This window comes from Bacillus sp. RAR_M1_44 (assembly GCF_020165935.1).
In the GTDB taxonomy this organism is placed as follows: Bacteria; Bacillota; Bacilli; order Bacillales; family Bacillaceae; genus Bacillus; species Bacillus altitudinis.
Genome location: NZ_JAIUKX010000001.1, coordinates 2,260,416 through 2,280,765 on the forward strand (window position 1 = coordinate 2,260,416; position 20,350 = coordinate 2,280,765).

Here is a 20,350-nt window from a genome sequence, read left to right on the forward strand (position 1 = left end):
TTCATGAATTTGATTAAAATTTGAGAAAAAAGGTTTTTATGTGACCTTTTTCGGGTAAATCCTGTTCAGGGGCATGGTTCACCCATGAAAGAAAAAGTCCGCTATCACAAGGATTCGACTTATTTTTTAGCACAATAAGGAATTTCCAGTAAAATATTGTCTGGTGAGAGAAAATACCCCGTAAAATATGTAGTTTATGAAGCATTCTATAGGATTTACGAGTAATACGGCGTATAAACTGTAATCACCAGACCTCTATATGGAATTCATACATATTGTACGGAAATAAGCGAATTCTAAAGATTGTTCGCATCATAACGCTTATGTTACGGTTATAAAGATGCTAATTTGGAGGGAAAAAATGAATTCTGAAGAGAGAAAGATCAAAATCAAGATAAATAATGTATCTAAAATTTTCGGTAAAAATGCTAAAAAAGCATCTCAAATGCTTGAAAAAGGGAAGACAAAAAGAGAAATCCTAAAAGAGACCGGCGCAACAGTTGGTGTCAATCGAGCAAATTTTGATGTTTATGACGGCGAGATATTTGTCATCATGGGGCTATCAGGGAGCGGAAAGTCCACACTTGTGCGGCTGCTAAATAGGTTAATCGAACCAACCTCCGGCGAAATTTATATTGATGGGGATATGATAACAAATATGTCAAAGGATCAATTGCGTGAAGTTAGACGGAAAAAGATCAGCATGGTCTTCCAAAACTTCGCATTGTTCCCGCATCGTACCATTCTGGAGAATACAGAATACGGGCTTGAATTGCAAGGTGTAGAAAAAGAACAGCGCCGCTCTAAAGCGCTTGAATCTTTAAAGCTTGTTGGACTTGAAGGTTTTGAAGAGCAGTACCCAAATCAATTAAGTGGCGGTATGCAGCAGCGTGTTGGATTGGCACGTGCACTAGCTAATGACCCTGATATTTTGTTAATGGATGAAGCATTCAGCGCACTAGATCCATTAATTCGTAAAGACATGCAGGATGAATTGCTTGAGCTTCATACGTCTGTAGGAAAAACAATTATTTTCATCACGCATGATTTAGATGAAGCGCTTCGTATTGGCGACCGCATTGTCCTCATGAAAGACGGGAATATCGTTCAAATCGGAACACCAGAAGAAATTCTGATGAACCCATCGAACGAGTATGTTGAACGTTTCGTTGAAGATGTAGACCTTTCTAAAGTATTAACCGCTGGTCACATTATGAAACGTGCAGAAACAGTTCAGCTTGATAAAGGGGCACGTGTTGCGCTCACGCTCATGAAGAACCTTGGTATTTCGTCTATCTATGCAGTAGATAAGAAAAAGCATTTATTAGGTGTTATTTCTGCACAAGCAGCGAAAAAAGCGGCAGAAACGGGTGCGTCGCTAGAAACTGTTCTTGATAAAGAATTTACGACAGTATTGGAATCAACGTATTTAACAGAGATCTTTGACGCGGTGTCTGATGCGAACATTCCAATTGCCGTTGTAGATGAGAAAAACAGAATGAAGGGTATTGTGGTCAGAGGTGCATTGATTGGTGCATTATCAGGTAATGATGAATATATCAACATGTCTTCTAACGAGCTAGAGGAAATTAAAGCACAAGAGCCTTCTGCACAGGAGGTAGAATAAGATGTTTAGTATGAGTGATTTACCTAGAATTCCGTTCGCGGATTATATCGATCAATTTGTTGACTGGTTAACATTAACCTTTGGTGGTTTCTTTGATGGCATTACAAATGGATTAGCTGGAACAGTAAATGGTATTGTAGCTGCACTTGGCGTCATTCCATCCATTATTTTAACGCTTATCTTTGCCGGCATTGCTTGGTGGATCAGTACAAGAGGAGTTGCTCTTTTCACACTTATTGGATTCTTACTGATCGACTATTTAGGCTACTGGCAGCCAATGCTGCAAACACTTGCGCTCGTTCTGACAGCTGTGGTCATTTCTATCGTGATCGGGGTTCCGATCGGTATTTGGGCATCACAGAAGGAAACGGTGCGTAAAATTGTCACACCTATTTTAGACTTAATGCAGACAATGCCTGCATTCGTATACCTTTTACCAGCGATCTTCTTCTTTAATATTGGAGTTGTTCCTGGGGTTGTGGCATCGGTTATTTTCTCTATGCCGCCAACGATTCGTATGACCATTCTTGGGATTAAACAAGTACCATCTGATTTAATTGAAGCAACAGAAGCTTTTGGTTCAACGACATTCCAGCGTTTGTTCAAAGTTCAGCTTCCACTTGCTACAAAAACCATCTTAGCTGGGATTAACCAAAGTATCATGCTTGCTCTATCCATGGTCGTCATTGCGGCAATGGTTGGTGCACCAGGACTTGGTTCGGAAGTATATAGTGCAGTAACGCAGCTGAAAACAGGGATTGGTTTTGAAGCTGGTATTGCCATTGTTATCGTAGCGATCACACTAGATCGTATTACACAAAACATTAAAACGAAAAAAACCAGGGGGAATGCTTAATGTGGAAAAAGTCTCTCTACATTGGGATGACCGCCCTGCTTGTCTTTTTACTAGCCGCTTGTGGTGCACAATCAGATTCAAATGCAAGTGCAGCACAGCAGGTCAATAAAACGATTATCGGGATTGATCCGGGTTCAGGTATTATGGCCTTAACCGATCAAGCGAAAAAGGATTACGGTTTAGAGGATTGGACGGTTGTATCTGCCTCAAGTGCAGCGATGACAGCGACATTGAAGAAATCGTATGACCGTAAAAAACCGATTATCATCACTGGCTGGAATCCTCACTGGATGTTTTCCCGCTACGATTTGAAATATTTAGATGATCCGAAAAAATCATATGGTGACGAAGAAGAAATTCACACCATTTCTCGTAAAGGATTTGCGAAGGATCAGCCGGAAGCAGCCAAAATGCTCAGTCAGTTTAAATGGTCTCAAGATGACATGGGTGAAGTGATGCTTGATATTCAGGATGGCGTCAAACCAAAGGATGCTGCTGTTAAATATGTGAAAAAGCATAAAGATCAAGTAGCGAAATGGACAAAAGGCGTGAAAAAGTCAAACGGTGACAAAATCAATCTTGCCTACGTTGCGTGGGATAGTGAGATTGCAAGTACCAATGTGGCCGCAGAGGTATTGCGTGAACTTGGCTTTAAAGTGACCTTGACTCAGGTTGAAGCGGGCCCAATGTGGACAGCAATTGCAACCGGAAGTGCTGATGCATCATTATCTGCATGGCTTCCAAATACGCATAAAACGTATGCAGCGAAGTTTAAAGGAAAATATGATGACCTCGGTACAAGTATGAAGGGTCTTCGCATGGGTCTCGTTGTTCCGACTTATATGAAAAACGTCAACTCGATCGAAGATTTGAAAAAATAGCCAATTGTATAACAGTTCCCTTATAATAGAAGGGAGCATATGGAAAAAGCAGTCTGCTCAAAAAGCGACTGCTTTTTCTTATATATAAGGATGGTGGATGAGTTGTCGATGGTGGAAAAACCAATGATGATTTTCCTGCACGGTGGAGGCGTAAGCAGCTGGATGTGGCAGGAGCATATGGAAATATTCAAGGAAACGTATGAATGCTATACCCCTGATTTTATTGGTCACGGGACAAGAGCAAATGAAACGTCGTTTTCCATGCGAGAAAGTGCTTTTGAAATCATTTCATGGATAAAGGAGCATGCACATGGTCGTACAGTCATTCTAATTGGCTTCTCTCTAGGTGCACAGGTAGCCGTTGATGTGTTATCGAGAGAGCCAGACATCGCAGACATCGCCATCATCAATAGCGCCCTTGTGTTGCCATTACCATGGCTCTATTTGATGGTAAGGCCCATTTTACCTCTTACATATCCGTTATTAAAGAAAGATTGGTTCATCCAGCTGCAAGCAGAAAAGATGGGACTTCCAAACGATGTACTGGATCATTATGCAGCGGATTCCAAACAATTGCAGAAGAAGACGTTGCTTACGATGTTTCAAGAAAATCTTCATTACAAGCTCCCTGAGACGTTTCAACAAGCGAAGGCACGGATTCTTGTGACAGTGGGAGAAAAGGAAAAGGGCATTATGACTAGGTCAGCAGAAAAAATCACGAATGCACACCCGAATGCAGCCGGGTTCATCGTTCCTGACATTGGACATACGTTTACTTTTGAAAAGAAAGAACTTTTTGTCGACATGATCAAAAGCTTTATAGAAGAGCGTGCGTTACCAGCGGAATTAAAGGAAATAAGGAAGCTAGGCCATTTAGAAAGTGAAGATGAGCATAAAAGGGGCAGGCATGTATAAGACACTGTATGATATAGGTATAAAACGCTTACAGATGAATGGGTGTATGGATGGAAGCTCGTAAGTGAGCCATGAAGGAGGAAGCATGAGTAAAAACTATATCATATTTGGTGCGAGTCAAGGATTAGGGGATGCCTTTGTAAAAGGTCTTCCTTCAAGTGGAGATACAGTATGGATTGTGTCACGAAGTGAACCAAGCAGTTTGAACATAGACGATGGGGTGCGTAGAATTTGGCTGAAGATCGATTTATCAAGCCAAACCCATATCCCTTTTATGCTCGAAGCATTGAAGAATCAGACAATTGATGTACTTATTTATAACGTAGGTTTATGGGAGAAACGCGGCTTTGAAGATGATTATTCTTTCGATCTTGATCAACCGGAGGATATCGCTCATTTAATCAATGTGAACGTTACCTCAACGATTACCTACATCCAAGCTCTGCTTCCGCACGTAAGGACATCTGAGAATGGAAAGATCATCGTCATTGGTTCTACTGCGGGACTTGACCATACGAATTTGTCTCAGGTTTCTTTTGTTGCTTCTAAATTTGGGCTTCGTGGTATTGTGAACGCACTAAGAGAGCACGTAAGGAAAGATAAAATATCCGTTACCTGTATCAATCCAGGGGAGCTGGCAGCAGAAGTTCCGTACGAAGATGGCGCTGAAAAAGCCATTGCTCTGTATGATGAAACGAGAATACCTGTACAAGATATTGTCGAGCTGGCGAGATGTGTTATTCATCTATCCAGGGTGTCCTGTGTGAAAGAAATCAATGTCCCGGCGATGACAGATGTGAATGCGTAAAATAAAGGAGACCACCCGCTTCAGGAAAGACGGGTGGTTTTTTTATTTTACGATGAATGCTGCTGAAGTGTTTCGTATACAGCTTCCGTCAAAATCTCAATGCCGGTAAAAATCGCAGAGCGATCGAATGTCATATAAGGGTGATGAAGCCCAGGTTTTAAATCACAGCCTAAACCGAGCATCGTCGATTTAATATGAGGAACCTTTGCTGCATAAAAATGAAAGTCCTCTCCGCCTGTCGTCACGATCGGTGGATCGAGCTGTTCTTTGCCTAGCACTTGCTCTATGGCATGTGACATGATCTCCACAGCTTCTTCATTTAATGTCGCAGCTGGAAGACGATGATCAGTTGAAAGTGTGATAGAGGCGCCAAAAGCATCTGCTACAGAATGGCATGCTCTTTCAATTTCCTTTTCTAATTCATCCATCACTTCATTTGTCTGTGCCCGAACGTCGAGTGTAAAAGAGGCCTTGCCAGGTATGATATTGGAGCTGCCGCCTCCTGCATTTAAATTGGTCATTTTCACAGAATGGGCGACTCGTGGATCGACATGGATATGTGCCAGTCTCTGCACAAGCGTAGATGCAACTTCAATGACGTTGACCCCAAGATGCGGGCGTGCACCGTGAGCTTCCTCCCCTAGAATGGTCCCGACGTAATGATTACTTGATCCGTGCAAAATGGCAGGAGCGCATCGTCCGTTTAAGGTTTCTTGAATTGGGCGCACATGCACCCCGTATAAATAATCGACATCTGCTAACACACCTTTTTCGATCATCTTTAAAGCGCCGCCGCCTCTTTCTTCGGCAGGCTGAAAAATGAATCGGATCGTGCCACTTGGGAGTTCTTTTTCTTTCAATGCCATGAATGTCCCAAGTGCCATCGTCATGTGTGCATCGTGTCCGCATGAATGGTTGGCTTGGAAAACGCCATCTACTTCCTGCCAGAGGGCGTCAATATCGGCTCTCACAGCAACCACTGGTGCGCCTTCCCCAATTTCACCGATTACCCCTGTACAGTCTTCAAATGTTCTCGTTTTACAGCCTGCTTTCTTTAATAGATCTTCAATATAAGCCGTCGTATTTGTCTCTTCCCAACTGATTTCTGGATGGGCGTGCAGATGTTCAAAGATGTCTGTCACGGTTTGTTTCATCTCGTTTGTCAAAGTTGTCATGAGAAGCCTCCTTGCTGACAGATAATCTGCCAAAACATTCTTTTAGTGAAATAATATTGATCTTAAATATCATCAGTGTTTATAATATAACACATCATTTGATTATTCAGAAAATTAAGTGAAATTCCGATCGGGACAAAGGGGTTTTGACAGATGAAAACAGCGACAGTATCAGCACCTGAGAAACAAAAAAGAAAACTTCAGATGCCGGATGCGTATGTACTCTTATTTATGATTGCTTTAATTTGTACGATCGCAACGTATTTTGTACCAGCCGGTGAATTTGATCGGAAAACGTCAGGAGAGATCACAACAGCTGTTCCTGGCAGTTATCACCGTATTGATCAATCACCAGTTAGTCCGGTTGGTTTTTTTACAGCGATTCAAGAAGGGATGGTTGGTTCATCCTCTATTATTTTTCTGATTCTTTTTACTGGCGGAACCATTGCAATTTTGGAAAAGACAGGTGCCATTAACGGGATGATTCACAATGTCATCAGCCGGTTCCAAACGAAACAGCTATTGTTTATTTGTATTGTTGGCGGATTGTTTTCTGTACTTGGGACGACCGGAATTGTGGTGAACTCGGTCATTGGCTTTATTCCTATTGGAATCATTGTGGCACGTTCTTTAAAGTGGGATGCAGTGGCGGGAGCGGCGGTTATTTACATCGGCTGTTATGCAGGTTTTAACGCAACCATTTTGTCTCCATCTCCATTAGGCTTATCACAAACGATTGCAGAACTGCCGATTTTTTCTGGTATTGGTCTGCGTGTCATCATTTATCTTTGTTTTCTTCTATCTAGTATTGTGTACATCTATTTATATACAAAACGCTTGAAAAATAAAGAAAAGGGAAGCCTGCTTGGTGACGAGTGGTTTCCAGCTAAAGGGCTAGGAGGAGCTGATGCGGAATCTGTGGACAAGCCTGAATTCACCGGCAGACATAAGCTGATTTTAGCGGTGTGTGGTTTGTCGCTTGGGGGTTTTTTGTATGGTGCGCTTCAGCTTGGCTGGACCGATAAGGAAATGGCTGGTGTGTTTATTTTCATGGCCATTGCTGCTGGACTGCTTGGGGGATTAGCTGCCAATGATATTGCAAAAACGTTTATTGTCGGCTGTCAAAGCCTTGTATACGGCGCACTCATTGTTGGCATGGCACGCTGCATTTCAGTCATTTTGGAAAACGGCAAGCTGCTTGATACTGTGGTGAATGGGCTTGCGAGTATGCTGACAGGGTTTAGTCCAATCGCTGGTGCGATCGGCATGTATATCGCCAGTGCGCTCCTTCACTTTTTGATTTCATCAGGATCAGGAGAAGCGGTTGTCTTTATACCGATTCTTGCGCCGCTTGCTGATTTAATGGGTATCACGAGACAAGTAGCGGTAGAAGCAGTGATGCTCGGTGAAGGGGTGGTCAACTGCGTGAATCCGACTTCAGGTGTGTTGATGGCTGTCTTGGCTGCAAGTGGGATTCCATACGTGAAATGGCTGCGTTTTATGGTGCCGCTTGCGCTCATTTGGTTCGTCATCGGCCTTGTCTTTATTTGTATCGGTGTCATGATCAATTGGGGACCTTATTAAACAAGAGAGAAGCCACCAAAGAGTGTTTGGTGGCTTTTTTCTTATGAGAACATGTATGGGGACAGCGGTTTAAAACCACAATATGAGTGTTCACAAAATGGCAACATTATTTTTTTGAGCAATCCCCTTGCAAAAGTTTGTGAAGTGTTGCACAATAAGAATGTGAAATACTTCACATAAGAAAAACAACCTAGTTTTACTCAGGAGGATGAGATAAATGACAAACGAAAAAGTAAACAAAGTAGCACTTATTGGAGCAGGTTTTGTCGGCAGCAGTTATGCCTTTACATTAATAAATCAAGCAATCACAGATGAATTGGTAGTCATCGATTTGAATCAAGATAAAGCAATGGGTGACGTCATGGATTTAAACCACGGGAAAGCATTCGCCCCGCATCCTGTGAATACTTGGTATGGAGATTATGAGGATTGTCAGGATGCTGATATTGTATGTATCTGCGCTGGTGCAAACCAAAAGCCAGGTGAAACGAGACTTGATCTTGTTGAGAAAAATTTAAATATATTTAAAGGCATTGTACACAATGTGATGAAAAGCGGATTCGATGGTATTTTCTTAGTTGCTACGAACCCAGTTGATATTTTGACTTATGCGACTTGGAAATTCAGCGGACTACCAAAAGAACGAGTGATTGGCAGTGGAACAACGCTTGATACGGCAAGATTCAGATACATGCTTAGTGAGTACTTTGAAGCAGCGGCGCACAATGTGCATGCGTACATCATTGGAGAGCATGGGGATACAGAGCTTGCTGTTTGGAGCCATGCGAATATCGGAAGTGTACCGATCACAGAATTAATGAAGAGAAATGACCAATACAAACAAGAAGATTTAGACGACATCATGGAAAATGTCCGTCATGCCGCTTACCAAATCATTGAGAAAAAAGGAGCGACTTATTACGGCGTAGCGATGAGTTTAGCCCGTATTACTAGAGCCATTTTACACAATGAAAACAGCATTTTGACTGTCAGCACTTATTTAGATGGGGAATACGGAGCAGAAGATGTCTACATTGGTGTACCTGCCCTCGTGAACCGAAATGGTGCAACAGAAGTGATGGAGCTCGCACTGAACGACACAGAAAAAGAAAAATTCGCACATAGTGTGAATGTGTTAAAAGAAATTTTAGCTCCTCATTTTTAATCAATCAAAGGCAACCTATCTGAGCAGAAAAGGATGAATCACTATGTGGCAGCAAATATATGATCCGTTTGGTAATGAGTTCGTCAGTGCATTGGTGGCCATGCTTCCAATCTTGTTTTTCCTACTAGCATTAACTGTATTTAAGTTAAAAGGGGTATTAGCCGCTTGTTTTACCTTGATCGTCAGTTTTGTAACAGCTGTTTTCTTCTTTCATATGCCAATTGAAAAAGCATTATCTGCTGTGGTGCTCGGTGTATCTAATGGGCTGTGGCCGATTGGATATATCGTCATCATGGCCGTATGGCTCTATAAAATTGCTGTGAAGTCTGGAAAGTTTGATGTCATTCGTTCTAGTATTGCAGGAATTTCTCAAGATCAACGGTTACAGCTCTTATTAATTGGTTTTAGTTTTAACGCATTTTTAGAGGGAGCCGCTGGATTCGGTGTACCGATTGCGATTAGTGCCGCTCTTTTAACAGAGCTTGGGTTTAAACCACTAAAAGCCGCCATGCTCTGCTTAATTGCAAATGCTGCGTCTGGCGCTTTTGGTGCAGTAGGTATCCCGGTTATTACTGGAGCACAAATGGGGAATATGACGCCGCTTGAGCTGTCTCAAACCCTTGTGTACACCATTCCGTTTATTTCTTTCTGTATCCCATTTCTGCTGATTCTCATTGTAGACGGCTTTAAAGGGATCAAAGAAACGCTTCCAGCCTTGCTTGTTGTGAGTGGAAGCTATGCGATTCTGCAGGCTGTTACAATGGTCACCATGGGTCCTGAGCTTGCCAATATTATTTCAGCTTTAGCGAGTATGGGAATTTTGGCTTTATTTCTTCGAAAATGGCAGCCGAAATATATTTATCGTGAAGAAGGGGCACCAGCCATTGAGAAGAAACAAACGTATAGTGGTGTTGAGGTGCTGAAAGCATGGTCTCCGTTTTATATTTTAACTGCCGTCATTACTGTATGGAGCCTACCAGCTTTTAAAGCATTATTTGCTGAAGGAGGACCGCTTAACTGGACAACCATTTTAGTGAAAATGCCGTTTCTGCATCAGCAAATTGTGAAATTACCACCTATTGCTCAAACAGAAACACCGATTGATGCGATCTTTAAAATTGATGTTATTAGTGCAACAGGTACCGCCATTCTAATTGCAGTGATGCTGACAGGATTGTTCAGCAGACATATTACATTAAAAGAAGGGGCTGCCTGCTTAAATGCAGCGGTCAAAGAGCTTTGGGTTCCTGTTCTTACGATTTGTTTTGTCATGGGCTTTGCCAACTTGGCGAACTTTGCAGGTCTAAGTTCTGCTATCGGACTAGCGCTTGCTAAAACAGGCGATTTATTCCCGCTTGTCAGCCCAGTGCTTGGCTGGATCGGCGTGTTTATTACGGGATCTGTTGTGAGTAACAATGCCTTATTCGGCAACCTTCAAGCGGTCACCGCTTCTCAAATCGGCTCTCAGGCAGGTTTGTTAATCGGGGCAAATACGACCGGTGGTGTGATGGCGAAATTAATTTCTCCACAATCTATCGCTATTGCAACAGCAGCTGTTGGAGAAACAGGTAAAGAATCTGAGCTCTTCCAAAAAACAGTGAAGTACAGCTTCATTTTGCTCGGCATCGTATGTATATGGACATTCATTCTTGCTCAATTTGTATAGGTTGATCGATTGATTGAAAAATGGAAGACTGAGAGATTTCTCAGTCTTCAGATTGTTAACAAAGGGCTAAAATGTACTTTGTTTTAGCCCTTTGTCTTCTTTTCAGCGTGAAAGAAAACCTTTGCAATCTAGGAAGGACGAGCACTGGAGCGGAGCGAATTCGGTATTCGTGAGCACCAGACTGACAAAGAATGCGAGGGTTTGTCTACACGCTGAGACTGAGAGATTTCTCAGTCTTTTTTTTTATGTGGATTCTCGTGTGACAAGCCGAGTAGGCAGTTGAATATGTTCACGTTGTAATGGTTTTTGATCTTGCAGCAGCTGAATCATTTGTTTGACAGACTGCTGGCCAAGCTCGACGATGGGGATGTCGATGGTCGTGATCGTTGGTGCTGTCACCTCGCAAATGTCTTGATTGTCATAACCGATCACCGCTACATCCTTAGGAATGTCATATCCATATGAAATGGCTTGTTTAATGAGGCCTGCTGCAACTTGATCATTGCCGGTGAAAATCGCATCCGGCGCATCCGGCATCCGGTGGATTAAGTCCATCAAACGAAAGCCGTCTTCAATGGTAAAAGCCTCGCCAAACAGCCAATCTTCTTTAAGCGGCAAACCGTGATCAGAAAGCGCATCAAGATAGCCTTGCTTTCTTTGTTTTTGTGCTTCACTGCTTTCTGTATCAAAGCAAAATCCAATGGATGTACGCCCTGATTGAATCAAGTAGTCAACCGCTTTATAGGCAGCTTCCCGCTCATCATATCCGATAATCGGAATGTCTGCTGTTTGATGATACTCATTTGCCATGACGATCGGGCCGTTTGATAAAAATGGCTCGATTGTTTCCCACTTATTTTCTAACGCCCCCAATATGACACCATCTACTTCTTTTCTTTTTAATAATTGAAGCCCTTCAAGTTCTACTGATTCTTGATAAAACGTCTGGAGCACGATGGCTTTATACCCTTGATCCAGTGCTTCCTTTGAAATGCCTTTAATCAATTGTGCAAAAAAAGGATGGTCCACAGCTGGAACAGACACAGCAATGGTTTTTGTCTGATGTGACCGAAGGGTGCGGGCTGCTGAGCTTGGTGTATACTCCATTTCCTTCATCACCTGTAAAATGTGCTGGCGCTTTTCTTCGGATACATATGGATGGTTGTTCAGCACCCGAGAAACAGTGGTCGTTGAAACCCCGCAGCGTTTGGCAATTTCATAAATTGTACACATATTAACAAATCCTTTACACAAAGTTATTGTTCTGAAATCGATAACATCATTTACAATGTGAAACAAGTTAAATATTAACAAATGGAATTGATTAATTGGAGGGAATGGAATGCAAATATTGACGAAGATATCAGGTAAAAGCAAGGATTATCTACCGTTGCTGGATATGATCAATCAAGGTGTTCAAGTAAAGGCTGATTCAGTTGAAAAGAATCTAGCGAATGATAAGCTTGCTGCGTTCCTTGAGCAAGATATTGCGCGTACAGGTTTGGAAAAAATTCTCTTCCATTATAAACAAAATAAGGAAAAAAAGATACCGTTCCTGCCGGTCGATAAACTGATTTCAGAGGATGAGATCGATGATATTATGCAGGTGCTGAAAGAAGTATTAAGTTCAGGCCGTTTTACATCAGGCCCTTATATTCCAAAGTTTGAAAAGACGCTCGCAGCATACTTAGGGAAAAAATATGTCATTGCCACATCAAGTGGAACAGATGCCTTGATGATCAGTTTAATATCAGCAGGCGTCCATCCTGGAGATGAGGTCATCCTACCTGCTAACAGCTTTGCTGCAACAGAAAATGCAGTGCTTGCGATTGGTGCGGTTCCAGTCTATGCCGATATTGATCCAGACACCTACTGCCTAGCGGCGAATGAAATAGAAAAGCATATCACAGATAAGACAGTATGTATTCTCCCGGTTCATTTGTATGGAAAGCAAGCGGATATGAAGGCCATTTCGACGATTGCGAAACGGCATGGTCTATTGATCATTGAGGATGGCTGTCAGGCGATTGGCAGCAGCGGGCTTGGGGCATTTGGGGATGGACTTGTTCTCAGCTTTAATCCTTACAAAAACCTTGGAGTTTGCGGGAAGGCAGGAGCCATTGCGACAAATGATGAAGCCCTAGCAGAAAAATGCATGGAAATCAGCTATCACGGTTTTGAACCAGGAAAGAAAAACGTGAAGCGCAGTGACTATGGCTTTAATTCCAAGATTGATAACTTACAGGCCGCAATCGGGCTAGAACGAATGAAATATTTAGGTTTACAAAACTTTAAACGCTTTTACTTGGCAAAGAGATACATAGATCAGCTGCAAACGCTGGAAGATGAAGGCTATATAAAGCTTCCGAAGCTGACAGACGATCATGTATGGCATCTATTCCCGATCAGAGTGGTGAAGGGAAGCCGAGATGAGCTGGCAGAGAAATTACTGGAAATGGGCATAGAAACAGATGTCTATTACCCGATTTTATCGCATCAGCATCAAACGAATCTTGTTTCTCAAAAGTATAAACAAACGGCACTTCCACATACGGAAAAAACCGTACAGCAATTACTCCATTTGCCGCTTTACCCAGGTATGCCGCTGCAAGATCAGGAGAAAGTCATCGAGGGGGTCCATCATGTTATCAAATCTTCCATTCAATAAAAAGCTTGTGCATCAACCGCAACATCCGCAGTGGATCGTCTTCTGTGATTTCGATGAGACCTATTATTCTCACGGAATGACCGAGGAGCAGAGAGAGGATGTAAAACGGCTGGAAGCTTTTGTGGCAGAAAAGAGCGAAGCCGGACAGCTCATGCTGGGCTGGGTGACGGGAAGCAGCCTCGATTCTGTTACGAGCAAAATGGAGAAAGGTGGTTTCTATCAATTCCCGCATTTTATTGCGTCGAATTTAGGAACTGAAATCGTGTATACATCAGATGGGAAATTTGGACAGCCGGATGCAGAATGGATGAAACGGCTTGATGCACAGGGCTTTTCAGACGAAAAAATCGAAGATATTCTGCAAAGCGTACGTGAAAAGGGGATCACTCTTAGGCCGCAAACGCAGCTGGGCAGCTCTGGGTATAAAAAGAATTTCTATTATCAGGAGCAGGATGAACGGACAGACCTTCATCATCTATCATTCATCCAAACACTTGCGAAGGAGCGGGGAGTGGCGGTGAACATCAACAAATGCAACCCGCTTGCGGGAGACCCGGCGGATTGCTATGACGTTGATTTTTTACCAGTGGGAACAGGGAAGGATGAAATCGTTCGGTTTATGCTGAATCAATATAACCTGTCAAAAGATAAGGGCTTTGCTTTTGGTGATAGTGGGAATGACCTGCGGATGCTTCAATCCGTCACGCACGGCTTTCTTGTCCAAAATGCAACAGCCGAAGCCAAACGGCACCATCATCAAATTTGTCATCATGGGTATGCAAAAGGAATCTATGAAACATTGAAAACAGTGATGTATAAACATGAGGAGGCACATTCATGAAGAAAATTGGAATTGTTGGAGCAGGGAATATTGCAAAAGCACATGCTAGAGCATTATCAACGATCAAAGGTGCAGAATTATCTGGGGTCTATGACTTGCACGAATCCGTTGCACAAGGATTTATTAAACAGTACGGCGGACGGGTGTATTCCAGTATCGAAACACTAGCGGATGCATCAGATGGATTGATCATTGCTTCCCCTAACTTCTGTCACAAGGACCATGCCCTTCAGGCGCTTAGAACAGGACAGCCGATTTTATGCGAAAAACCGATGGCTGTATCGTTAAAAGAAGCGAAGGAAATGGTGGAGACAGCCAAACAGTTCCAGGTTCAAGCCAGTATGGGCTTTAACTATCGCTATTTATCTTTTGTGAATATTTTGAAGAACTTGATTGCCAATGGTGAATTAGGACGCGTTTTGACAGTACGGACACATTTTAAGAAAAATAGTGCCCTTAGAAGAAAGACATTTTCGTGGAGAGACAGCGGCGAAAGTCTGCGTACAAGTGGTGCATTAGGAGATTTAGGGATTCATTTGATTGATATGCTGTGGTACTTATTTGGCAGTGAAATGAAAAAAGAATCCCTTAATACGAAGATGCTGACACATGTAAAGGAAAAGGAAGAGAAAAAGGTACAGGTTGATGACCATACCGAAATTTTTGGGCAAATGGAGAATCAAGTGTTCTTTCATTTGGTGACGTCCAAAAGTACGCAGCCCGAGGAATGTGGATTTAGTGTAGAAGTAGTGGGACATGACAAGGTTTTTAAATACCATACAAACATGAAAAACGAATATGAGATCAGTGATGGCTTGTGTGTAGAGCGTCATCAAATGCCGCAAACATTGCTGACAGATCCACCAAATGAATTTTATGGATGGTCTGATACATTCCGTGATCAGCTGATGCATTGGGTAAATACAAACTCATATCCATCTCATATGAAGGTAGCTGATTTTGAAGATGGTTATCGCGCGCAGGCTGCGCTGAATACATGCTTCGAGAGGGAAGAGGCTGTCGTCTCTGCCCGTGCATATTAATGGAGAGGTGGAGCGGAGGATATCATGACTCCGCTCCTTTTTAGAGGAAGTGAAAAGATGAAAAAGGTGTTTTATTTTGGCTGTATCTTTTATTTTTTTATTGGGACCATCCATGTGTTTTTTGGCAGTTTAACGCCTTATTTGCTGTCTAGTTATGATAAGGGTCCTGGGGAATTATCTTCTTTAATCTTCTTTCAGTTTATTGGTTTTTTGACAGGCGTTCTTTTGTCGCCCATTCTTGTGAGGAAAAAAGGCTATGGCACTGTTCTGACGATGGGATTGCTGCTGATGATCGGAGCGCTTCTTCTTGGCCTTTTGGTACCAGGTTGGACGATTCTTGTGGTGGCAGGTTTTTTCCTTGGGAGCGGTGCAGGCAGTCTTGAGACGACGGCCGGGGCGTATGTCATTTCAATGGCAAACAGTGCAAAGCGAATCAGCATCATGGAGGTCTTTTTTGGATTAGGTGCATTATTATTTCCTCTATTGATTCTGTTGACTGTGACAGAGGAAACGTGGCATTATGTGTTTTTATTTCAAGTCGGTGCACTGACTTTTTTCCTTATGCTGTGGCTTACTTTTATGAATAAACTCCCTCAAGGACAGATGGCAGCTCCTTCTCAAGACATGAAGAAACCATCTTTGCTGTTTGATCGAGGGAATCGAATGATTGTCGTGCTTATGATCTGTTTTGCGTTTTTCTACGCAGGAATTGAAACGAACTTTGCGAATTTTTTACCGTCGATCATGCTGGAAAAAGGGGGAGATAACTGGGGTCTTTTTGCGGTCTCTACTTTTTGGACAGCGATCGTCATTGGCAGAACTGTCATTGCGAGAAAAGCCGATCAGCTGCATCCGCTGCGTTTTTTAAAACTAAGTGCAGCACTTATGATTGTGCTGCTCGCCGTATTTGCTCTAGCCACCCACATCGCTGCGCAGCTGATTCTTATCTTTTTCATCGGTCTGTGCGCAGCTGGCATGTTCCCCATTGCCTTGACGGCATCTGCATTAATGATTGAAAATGCCATCGACGAGGCAACGAGTTATTTTATTGCCGCCGCTAGTTTAGGTGGAGCCTGTTTGTCCTTTTTGATTGGGTTTAGCCTTGAGTGGGCAGGTGCGGCAAGCGCCGTCTTTGTTTTCGCCTTTTTAGCTGTTCTCCTTTTTGCGGCTGCCATTCAAATGAATCGATCTCGGAAAAAAGAAACCATACCCACACAGCCGCCGGCGATGAAAGCCGATCGATAAGCAGCTGATCTGGTGGCTCCTCCTTTTGTATAGCTTATCTTCAGAAAAGGTGACGAAGGACTTGTACTAAAACAACGAAAGCGTGAATAACATGTACAAGTCAGCATCAAAAGGAGGACGTCTATGTGGCGGTGTTTTTTGGTTATATCTTTTTAGGGTTGTCACTTTCAGCGCCTGTTGGGCCAGTCAATGCAGCCCAAATCGACAGAGGGATTAAAAGTGGATTTTGGCACGCTTGGATTTTTGGTGTGGGGGCTATGGCTGCGGATATTGTCTATATGATCCTCATCTATTTTGGTGTCGCCCAGCTTTTGACTGCACCTCTTGTGAAAACCTTTTTGTGGCTGTTCGGCTTTTTCGTTCTGACCTATACCGGTATTGAAAGCCTTCGTAAAATCAATTTGCATGAAAGCCCAAAGAAGGACGGAGGAAACACGTCGATCGGGCATTCGTTCATGACGGGATTTTTCATTTCCCTTTCCAATCCGCTTAGTATATTATTTTGGCTTGGGATCTATGGCAGTATTTTAGCCAATACGATTGAAAAGTACGGGGCATCTCAAATGCTGATGTACAGCATTGCTATTTTCATCGGCATGCTCTTATGGGATTTCTGTATGGCGCTGCTCGCCAGTACGTTTAGACGATATTTAAATGAACGGATTTTGCACGGCTTATCCGTTCTAGCAGGTCTCTCTTTACTCGGCTTCGGTGCTTACTTTGGATATCAAGGGATCATGGCGCTCATTGGATAGAATGGTTGATAAGAAAAAGGGCTAAAATCTAAATCATTTTAGCCCTTTTTCATATTTGACAATATAGTTTTTGCCATGCGTATGTTCCTGCCAGCATTCAACTATGTGTGTATGCTGATGTTGTCTGTGATCACAGCGACATTCGTTTATACCATGTTGTTTGCCCCACCTGAATCCAGATTCAGTTATGTGGAGGTCACCAGTCTTTTTATTTTGATCGCTTATGTCCTATTTGCTGCACCTATCCAAATGGTTTTACACCGTCATCCTGAGAAGTTTCGACGCCGTGATTTATTGGTTTATTTTATCGGGGCGTGGGTGGTTTGTACGGCGCTTGCTTTATGGATTGATTATGGTGTTGTCGTCTTTATTAGCTACAAGATTTATCTATTTAGCTTTTGTGCGGCCTTCATTTATTGGTTGCTTGATTCCGTTTTTTTAAAGAAGAAACAATCATAATGGCTTTTCCCGTTTTTTCTCTTGAACATGAACGTGTATGACCTTCGAGAATCCGCTTGATACAAAAGCAAGAGCCGTCATCAGAAGGACCCAGTATAGATTGCTAAGGTCAAATCCAGTATAAACGAAGATGAAAATCATCGAGATCACGGACGTTAATATGAGGACAGGCCATATCCGTTTAAATAGCAGATAACCAACAAATCCCCAAAGGAAAGCCATCACTGGTAGTGTAAATAAGATCAGATACATCGGATGGAGAAAAAGAAGACGCATGTCATTCACCCATTTCTTTTATGATGGCCGACTCTATTAGATAGAGGCGGCTAAATGATGATATGCAGAAGCATACTCATACATGATTAGATAAATGGAAGTGAATTCCTGCTTCATCCGTCAAATCAACCACCTTGTGAATGTCCAGTGAAAGTCGTTGAAGGACAGTCACCACAGCTTTTTCCTCCTCATAGGCTATGGAGAAGACGCTAAAACGAGGTGGAAGAAAATGGCCCAGCTGTATGCAAAAAGTTGCCTTGATCAAAATCTACGATCACTAGAGGAATGGAAGCAGGATGCCTTCACACAGTTTGGAGAGATGGTAGGGGATGAGGCAGATACATTTCCGTGTGTACCAGGCAGACAAGGATTTTTTCTCGATCATTTGCGTTATGGATTTGTCGGTGATCCGCGGGGAGAAGAGGCCGTGAATGAATTAGCAGAGCTTTTAAGGGAATACCAAAGCTGCTCTAGGGAAACCGGTCAATATGCTTCGTTCATTTGCTTTTTTGAAACACCACAGGATATGAAGGAGTATTCGCTCGAAGAGTATGAGGAGCAGTTTTGGTCGGTTGTTCAGCAATTACATCAAAAAGATGAAATGAAATGGCCAGAGGAAATTCCATCAGATCCTGAAAATCATGAATGGGAATTTTGTTTTCATGGGGAGCCTTATTTTATTTTATGCGCGACACCAGCGCATAAGCTAAGAAAAAGCCGTCATTTTCCTTATGTGATGTGGGCCTTTCAACCAAGGTGGGTGTTTGAAAAAATGAACGGTTCCACCACATTTGGTCAAAAAATGAGTAAACTCGTTCGGAAGAGGCTGAAGGCGTATGATCAAGTAGATGTACACCCAGCATTAAAATGGTATGGGGATCAGAAAAATTTAGAATGGAAACAATACTTTCTTTCAGATGATGAGGCGGAGAAACCAGCCTCCGCCAAATGTCCATTTACTGCTTTAAAAAACATGATGAAATTATGATGCGGCCTGATCCTGTTTCCACTTTTTTCTCATAAAGAGTACCATGATGCCAATTACAGCAATGATTCCAAGGCTTATAAAAAAGCCGGGTCGTCCGCTTGCCTCTGTCAGAGTGCCTGAAACAGCTGCACCAATTAAGATCAGGGCAAGAACCATTTCGCACGTTTGGCGAGTGGATGGCTTTGACAGCTTTTTGCTCGAAAGCAGAATAAACACCCATGTGTACAAAAGGGTTAAGCCGGCTGCTGTTGTGAGATGCTCGTAAATGTGTTTGGACAAAAAGAGTGCCAGCAAAATGGAGACAATCAACCCTGCAGCAGTTAAAAGAATTGAAGACCATCTGACATGAGATGGTTCTTTTTGTTTAAAACAAGCAGGTGCATCCTGATGCTCCGACATCGTGCCGAGCAGTGTTGTGACCGCATAGAGGGAGGCAACCAATGTGGAAAACCCGGCAATAATGAAAATGCCATTAAAGATATGAAGAAAAATGGATAAATGAAATGGCTCCAGTGATGTAATAAATGGACTGCTATTCTCGTTAAAGGCTGTCACTGGCACCAGCAAAAGCGCAAGTCCGATGGAGACGATATAAATGACAGCAAGAATGATCAGCATCACACGTCCAGATTTTGCGGCGTCCTTCGGGTCTTTTAAATGAACCGCCATCAGCCCCATGACTTCAATCCCCCCGAAAGCATAAAACGCATAAATCAGTCCATTCCATAGACCGAGTGGGCCGAGCGGCATCCATTCATGGTCTTTATTTGGCAGGTGGAGGGTGGGCCTATGCTCTGTGAGAATGCCGCATAAAACAAGAACGGCAAGGACGACAAACAATAGGATCGCCCCGGTCTTCAGCACGGCAAGGACATTTTCCGTCTTTTGAAAAGAAGAAAGCCCAATGATAATCACAAGCAGGGCAAGAGCGGAATAAATCGCTGAAAATACCCAAAGTGGAATGGATGGAAACCAGTGACGAGTAAAAAGAGAAATCGCCGTCAGCTGACTCCCTGTGATGAGCATTTCTGAAAACCAATACACCCAGCCATTACTAAATCCCGCCCAGCGCCCATAGGCTTTTCGGGCATAGGAACAAAATGATCCTTTATCTGGGTTTTCGGCTGTCATCGCAGCCAGGTGTTTAAAGACGAGATATGTGCCGACTGCCGCAAGCAAAAATGAAATGCAGACGGAGTAACCGGACTTTGTAATGGCGATGCTGGAACCAAGGAAGAAACCAGTGCCGATTGTACAGCCGACTCCGATAAGAGAAAGCTGCCACCAAGATAAAGATTGTTCTTCTTTCAATGCATGTGCAACACCTTTCTGATTCAATAGCATTAGCTTGTGACCCCCTCTTTTTTTTATACATGATCAAGAGGACGTTTTGGGCAT

At 42.8% G+C, this 20,350-nt stretch carries 18 protein-coding genes; 15 read left to right on the forward strand and 3 right to left on the reverse strand.

The annotated features are described in order from the left end of the window. Positions 1 to 361: 361 nt before the first annotated feature. The 5 genes from opuAA (at position 362) to LCD34_RS12055 (ending at position 5,087) form a co-directional block, all read left to right on the forward strand. Positions 362 to 1,627, forward strand: a complete 1,266-nt coding sequence (gene opuAA, locus LCD34_RS12035) for a glycine/proline betaine ABC transporter ATP-binding protein OpuAA (RefSeq protein ID WP_008342124.1) — start codon at positions 362 to 364, stop codon at positions 1,625 to 1,627. Positions 1,628 to 1,637: 10 nt separating this feature from the next. Beyond that, positions 1,638 to 2,483, forward strand: coding sequence for a glycine/proline betaine ABC transporter permease subunit OpuAB (gene opuAB, locus LCD34_RS12040; RefSeq protein ID WP_024718999.1), 846 nt, complete (start codon positions 1,638 to 1,640; stop codon positions 2,481 to 2,483). Further along, positions 2,483 to 3,364, forward strand: a complete 882-nt coding sequence (locus LCD34_RS12045; RefSeq protein ID WP_008342122.1) for a glycine betaine ABC transporter substrate-binding protein — start codon at positions 2,483 to 2,485, stop codon at positions 3,362 to 3,364. The genes opuAB and LCD34_RS12045 overlap by 1 nt, the downstream gene beginning before the upstream one ends. Positions 3,365 to 3,472: 108 nt before the next feature. Beyond that, the gene (locus tag LCD34_RS12050; protein WP_224559153.1) at positions 3,473 to 4,279 is read left to right on the forward strand and encodes an alpha/beta fold hydrolase; all 807 of its coding nucleotides are present in this window, start codon (positions 3,473 to 3,475) and stop codon (positions 4,277 to 4,279) included. Positions 4,280 to 4,364: 85 nt separating this feature from the next. After that, positions 4,365 to 5,087 carry an SDR family NAD(P)-dependent oxidoreductase gene (locus tag LCD34_RS12055; protein WP_039166374.1) on the forward strand — a complete coding sequence of 241 codons (723 nt, stop codon included), beginning with the start codon at positions 4,365 to 4,367 and terminating at the stop codon, positions 5,085 to 5,087. A 47-nt stretch (positions 5,088 to 5,134) separates the two neighbouring features. Here the strand turns inward: LCD34_RS12055 and LCD34_RS12060 are convergent, their stop codons facing one another. Beyond that, positions 5,135 to 6,262 (reverse strand): M20 peptidase aminoacylase family protein, encoded by a 1,128-nt coding sequence (locus LCD34_RS12060; protein WP_008342120.1) that lies wholly within the window; start codon positions 6,260 to 6,262, stop codon positions 5,135 to 5,137. A 153-nt stretch (positions 6,263 to 6,415) separates the two neighbouring features. Between LCD34_RS12060 and LCD34_RS12065 the strand changes: the two genes are divergently transcribed. From LCD34_RS12065 to LCD34_RS12075, 3 genes are all read left to right on the forward strand, one after another. Then, positions 6,416 to 7,846 (forward strand): YfcC family protein, encoded by a 1,431-nt coding sequence (locus LCD34_RS12065; protein ID WP_007498311.1) that lies wholly within the window; start codon positions 6,416 to 6,418, stop codon positions 7,844 to 7,846. 217 nt (positions 7,847 to 8,063) lie between these two features. Beyond that, the gene (locus LCD34_RS12070) at positions 8,064 to 9,011 is read left to right on the forward strand and encodes an L-lactate dehydrogenase (protein ID WP_224559163.1); all 948 of its coding nucleotides are present in this window, start codon (positions 8,064 to 8,066) and stop codon (positions 9,009 to 9,011) included. Positions 9,012 to 9,054: 43 nt separating this feature from the next. Then, positions 9,055 to 10,677 (forward strand): L-lactate permease, encoded by a 1,623-nt coding sequence (locus LCD34_RS12075; protein ID WP_224559165.1) that lies wholly within the window; start codon positions 9,055 to 9,057, stop codon positions 10,675 to 10,677. Between the two features lie 243 nt (positions 10,678 to 10,920). On the opposite strand, the gene LCD34_RS12080 is transcribed toward LCD34_RS12075, so the two are convergent. Next, positions 10,921 to 11,910, reverse strand: a complete 990-nt coding sequence (locus tag LCD34_RS12080) for a LacI family DNA-binding transcriptional regulator (RefSeq protein WP_050826907.1) — start codon at positions 11,908 to 11,910, stop codon at positions 10,921 to 10,923. A gap of 109 nt (positions 11,911 to 12,019) precedes the next feature. Between LCD34_RS12080 and LCD34_RS12085 the strand changes: the two genes are divergently transcribed. The 7 genes from LCD34_RS12085 (at position 12,020) to LCD34_RS12120 (ending at position 18,952) form a co-directional block, all read left to right on the forward strand. After that, complete coding sequence (locus LCD34_RS12085; protein WP_224559167.1) at positions 12,020 to 13,345, forward strand: DegT/DnrJ/EryC1/StrS family aminotransferase; 1,326 nt, start codon at positions 12,020 to 12,022, stop codon at positions 13,343 to 13,345. Then, a complete protein-coding gene (locus tag LCD34_RS12090) occupies positions 13,320 to 14,186 on the forward strand; it encodes an HAD-IIB family hydrolase (RefSeq protein ID WP_017366565.1) in 867 nt (288 codons plus the stop codon). Before LCD34_RS12085 ends, LCD34_RS12090 begins: the two co-directional genes overlap by 26 nt. Further along, positions 14,183 to 15,229: a Gfo/Idh/MocA family protein gene (locus LCD34_RS12095; RefSeq protein ID WP_224559169.1), complete on the forward strand. Its 1,047-nt coding sequence runs from the start codon at positions 14,183 to 14,185 to the stop codon at positions 15,227 to 15,229. Before LCD34_RS12090 ends, LCD34_RS12095 begins: the two co-directional genes overlap by 4 nt. 57 nt (positions 15,230 to 15,286) lie before the next feature. Next, complete coding sequence (locus LCD34_RS12100) at positions 15,287 to 16,474, forward strand: MFS transporter (RefSeq protein WP_108611512.1); 1,188 nt, start codon at positions 15,287 to 15,289, stop codon at positions 16,472 to 16,474. Between the two features lie 125 nt (positions 16,475 to 16,599). Continuing rightward, on the forward strand, positions 16,600 to 17,229 hold the full coding sequence (locus LCD34_RS12105; RefSeq protein WP_008342111.1) for a LysE family translocator: 630 nt from the start codon (positions 16,600 to 16,602) through the stop codon (positions 17,227 to 17,229). A 75-nt stretch (positions 17,230 to 17,304) separates the two neighbouring features. Further along, positions 17,305 to 17,688 (forward strand): UPF0715 family protein, encoded by a 384-nt coding sequence (locus LCD34_RS12110; RefSeq protein ID WP_318010722.1) that lies wholly within the window; start codon positions 17,305 to 17,307, stop codon positions 17,686 to 17,688. Between the two features lie 505 nt (positions 17,689 to 18,193). After that, positions 18,194 to 18,952, forward strand: a complete 759-nt coding sequence (locus tag LCD34_RS12120) for a YqcI/YcgG family protein (RefSeq protein ID WP_024718983.1) — start codon at positions 18,194 to 18,196, stop codon at positions 18,950 to 18,952. Here the strand turns inward: LCD34_RS12120 and LCD34_RS12125 are convergent. Next, entirely contained in the window at positions 18,947 to 20,296 is a 1,350-nt protein-coding gene (locus LCD34_RS12125) for an amino acid permease (protein WP_007498290.1), read from the reverse strand. The two genes, LCD34_RS12120 and LCD34_RS12125, sit on opposite strands and share 6 nt — an antisense overlap. Between the last annotated feature and the right edge of the window lie 54 nt (positions 20,297 to 20,350).

What these genes read in the sequence shown, in the direction of transcription:
- opuAA (WP_008342124.1), top strand. Translation starts at nt 362, where the DNA reads ATGAATTCTGAAGAGAGAAAGATCAAAATCAAGATAAATAATGTATCT.
- opuAB (WP_024718999.1), top strand. Translation starts at nt 1,638, where the DNA reads ATGAGTGATTTACCTAGAATTCCGTTCGCGGATTATATCGATCAATTT.
- LCD34_RS12045 (WP_008342122.1), top strand. Translation starts at nt 2,483, where the DNA reads ATGTGGAAAAAGTCTCTCTACATTGGGATGACCGCCCTGCTTGTCTTT.
- LCD34_RS12050 (WP_224559153.1), top strand. Translation starts at nt 3,473, where the DNA reads ATGGTGGAAAAACCAATGATGATTTTCCTGCACGGTGGAGGCGTAAGC.
- LCD34_RS12055 (WP_039166374.1), top strand. Translation starts at nt 4,365, where the DNA reads ATGAGTAAAAACTATATCATATTTGGTGCGAGTCAAGGATTAGGGGAT.
- LCD34_RS12060 (WP_008342120.1), bottom strand. Translation starts at nt 6,262, where the DNA reads ATGACAACTTTGACAAACGAGATGAAACAAACCGTGACAGACATCTTT.
- LCD34_RS12065 (WP_007498311.1), top strand. Translation starts at nt 6,416, where the DNA reads ATGAAAACAGCGACAGTATCAGCACCTGAGAAACAAAAAAGAAAACTT.
- LCD34_RS12070 (WP_224559163.1), top strand. Translation starts at nt 8,064, where the DNA reads ATGACAAACGAAAAAGTAAACAAAGTAGCACTTATTGGAGCAGGTTTT.
- LCD34_RS12075 (WP_224559165.1), top strand. Translation starts at nt 9,055, where the DNA reads ATGTGGCAGCAAATATATGATCCGTTTGGTAATGAGTTCGTCAGTGCA.
- LCD34_RS12080 (WP_050826907.1), bottom strand. Translation starts at nt 11,910, where the DNA reads ATGTGTACAATTTATGAAATTGCCAAACGCTGCGGGGTTTCAACGACC.
- LCD34_RS12085 (WP_224559167.1), top strand. Translation starts at nt 12,020, where the DNA reads ATGCAAATATTGACGAAGATATCAGGTAAAAGCAAGGATTATCTACCG.
- LCD34_RS12090 (WP_017366565.1), top strand. Translation starts at nt 13,320, where the DNA reads ATGTTATCAAATCTTCCATTCAATAAAAAGCTTGTGCATCAACCGCAA.
- LCD34_RS12095 (WP_224559169.1), top strand. Translation starts at nt 14,183, where the DNA reads ATGAAGAAAATTGGAATTGTTGGAGCAGGGAATATTGCAAAAGCACAT.
- LCD34_RS12100 (WP_108611512.1), top strand. Translation starts at nt 15,287, where the DNA reads ATGAAAAAGGTGTTTTATTTTGGCTGTATCTTTTATTTTTTTATTGGG.
- LCD34_RS12110 (WP_318010722.1), top strand. Translation starts at nt 17,305, where the DNA reads ATGCGTATGTTCCTGCCAGCATTCAACTATGTGTGTATGCTGATGTTG.
- LCD34_RS12120 (WP_024718983.1), top strand. Translation starts at nt 18,194, where the DNA reads ATGGCCCAGCTGTATGCAAAAAGTTGCCTTGATCAAAATCTACGATCA.
- LCD34_RS12125 (WP_007498290.1), bottom strand. Translation starts at nt 20,296, where the DNA reads ATGCTATTGAATCAGAAAGGTGTTGCACATGCATTGAAAGAAGAACAA.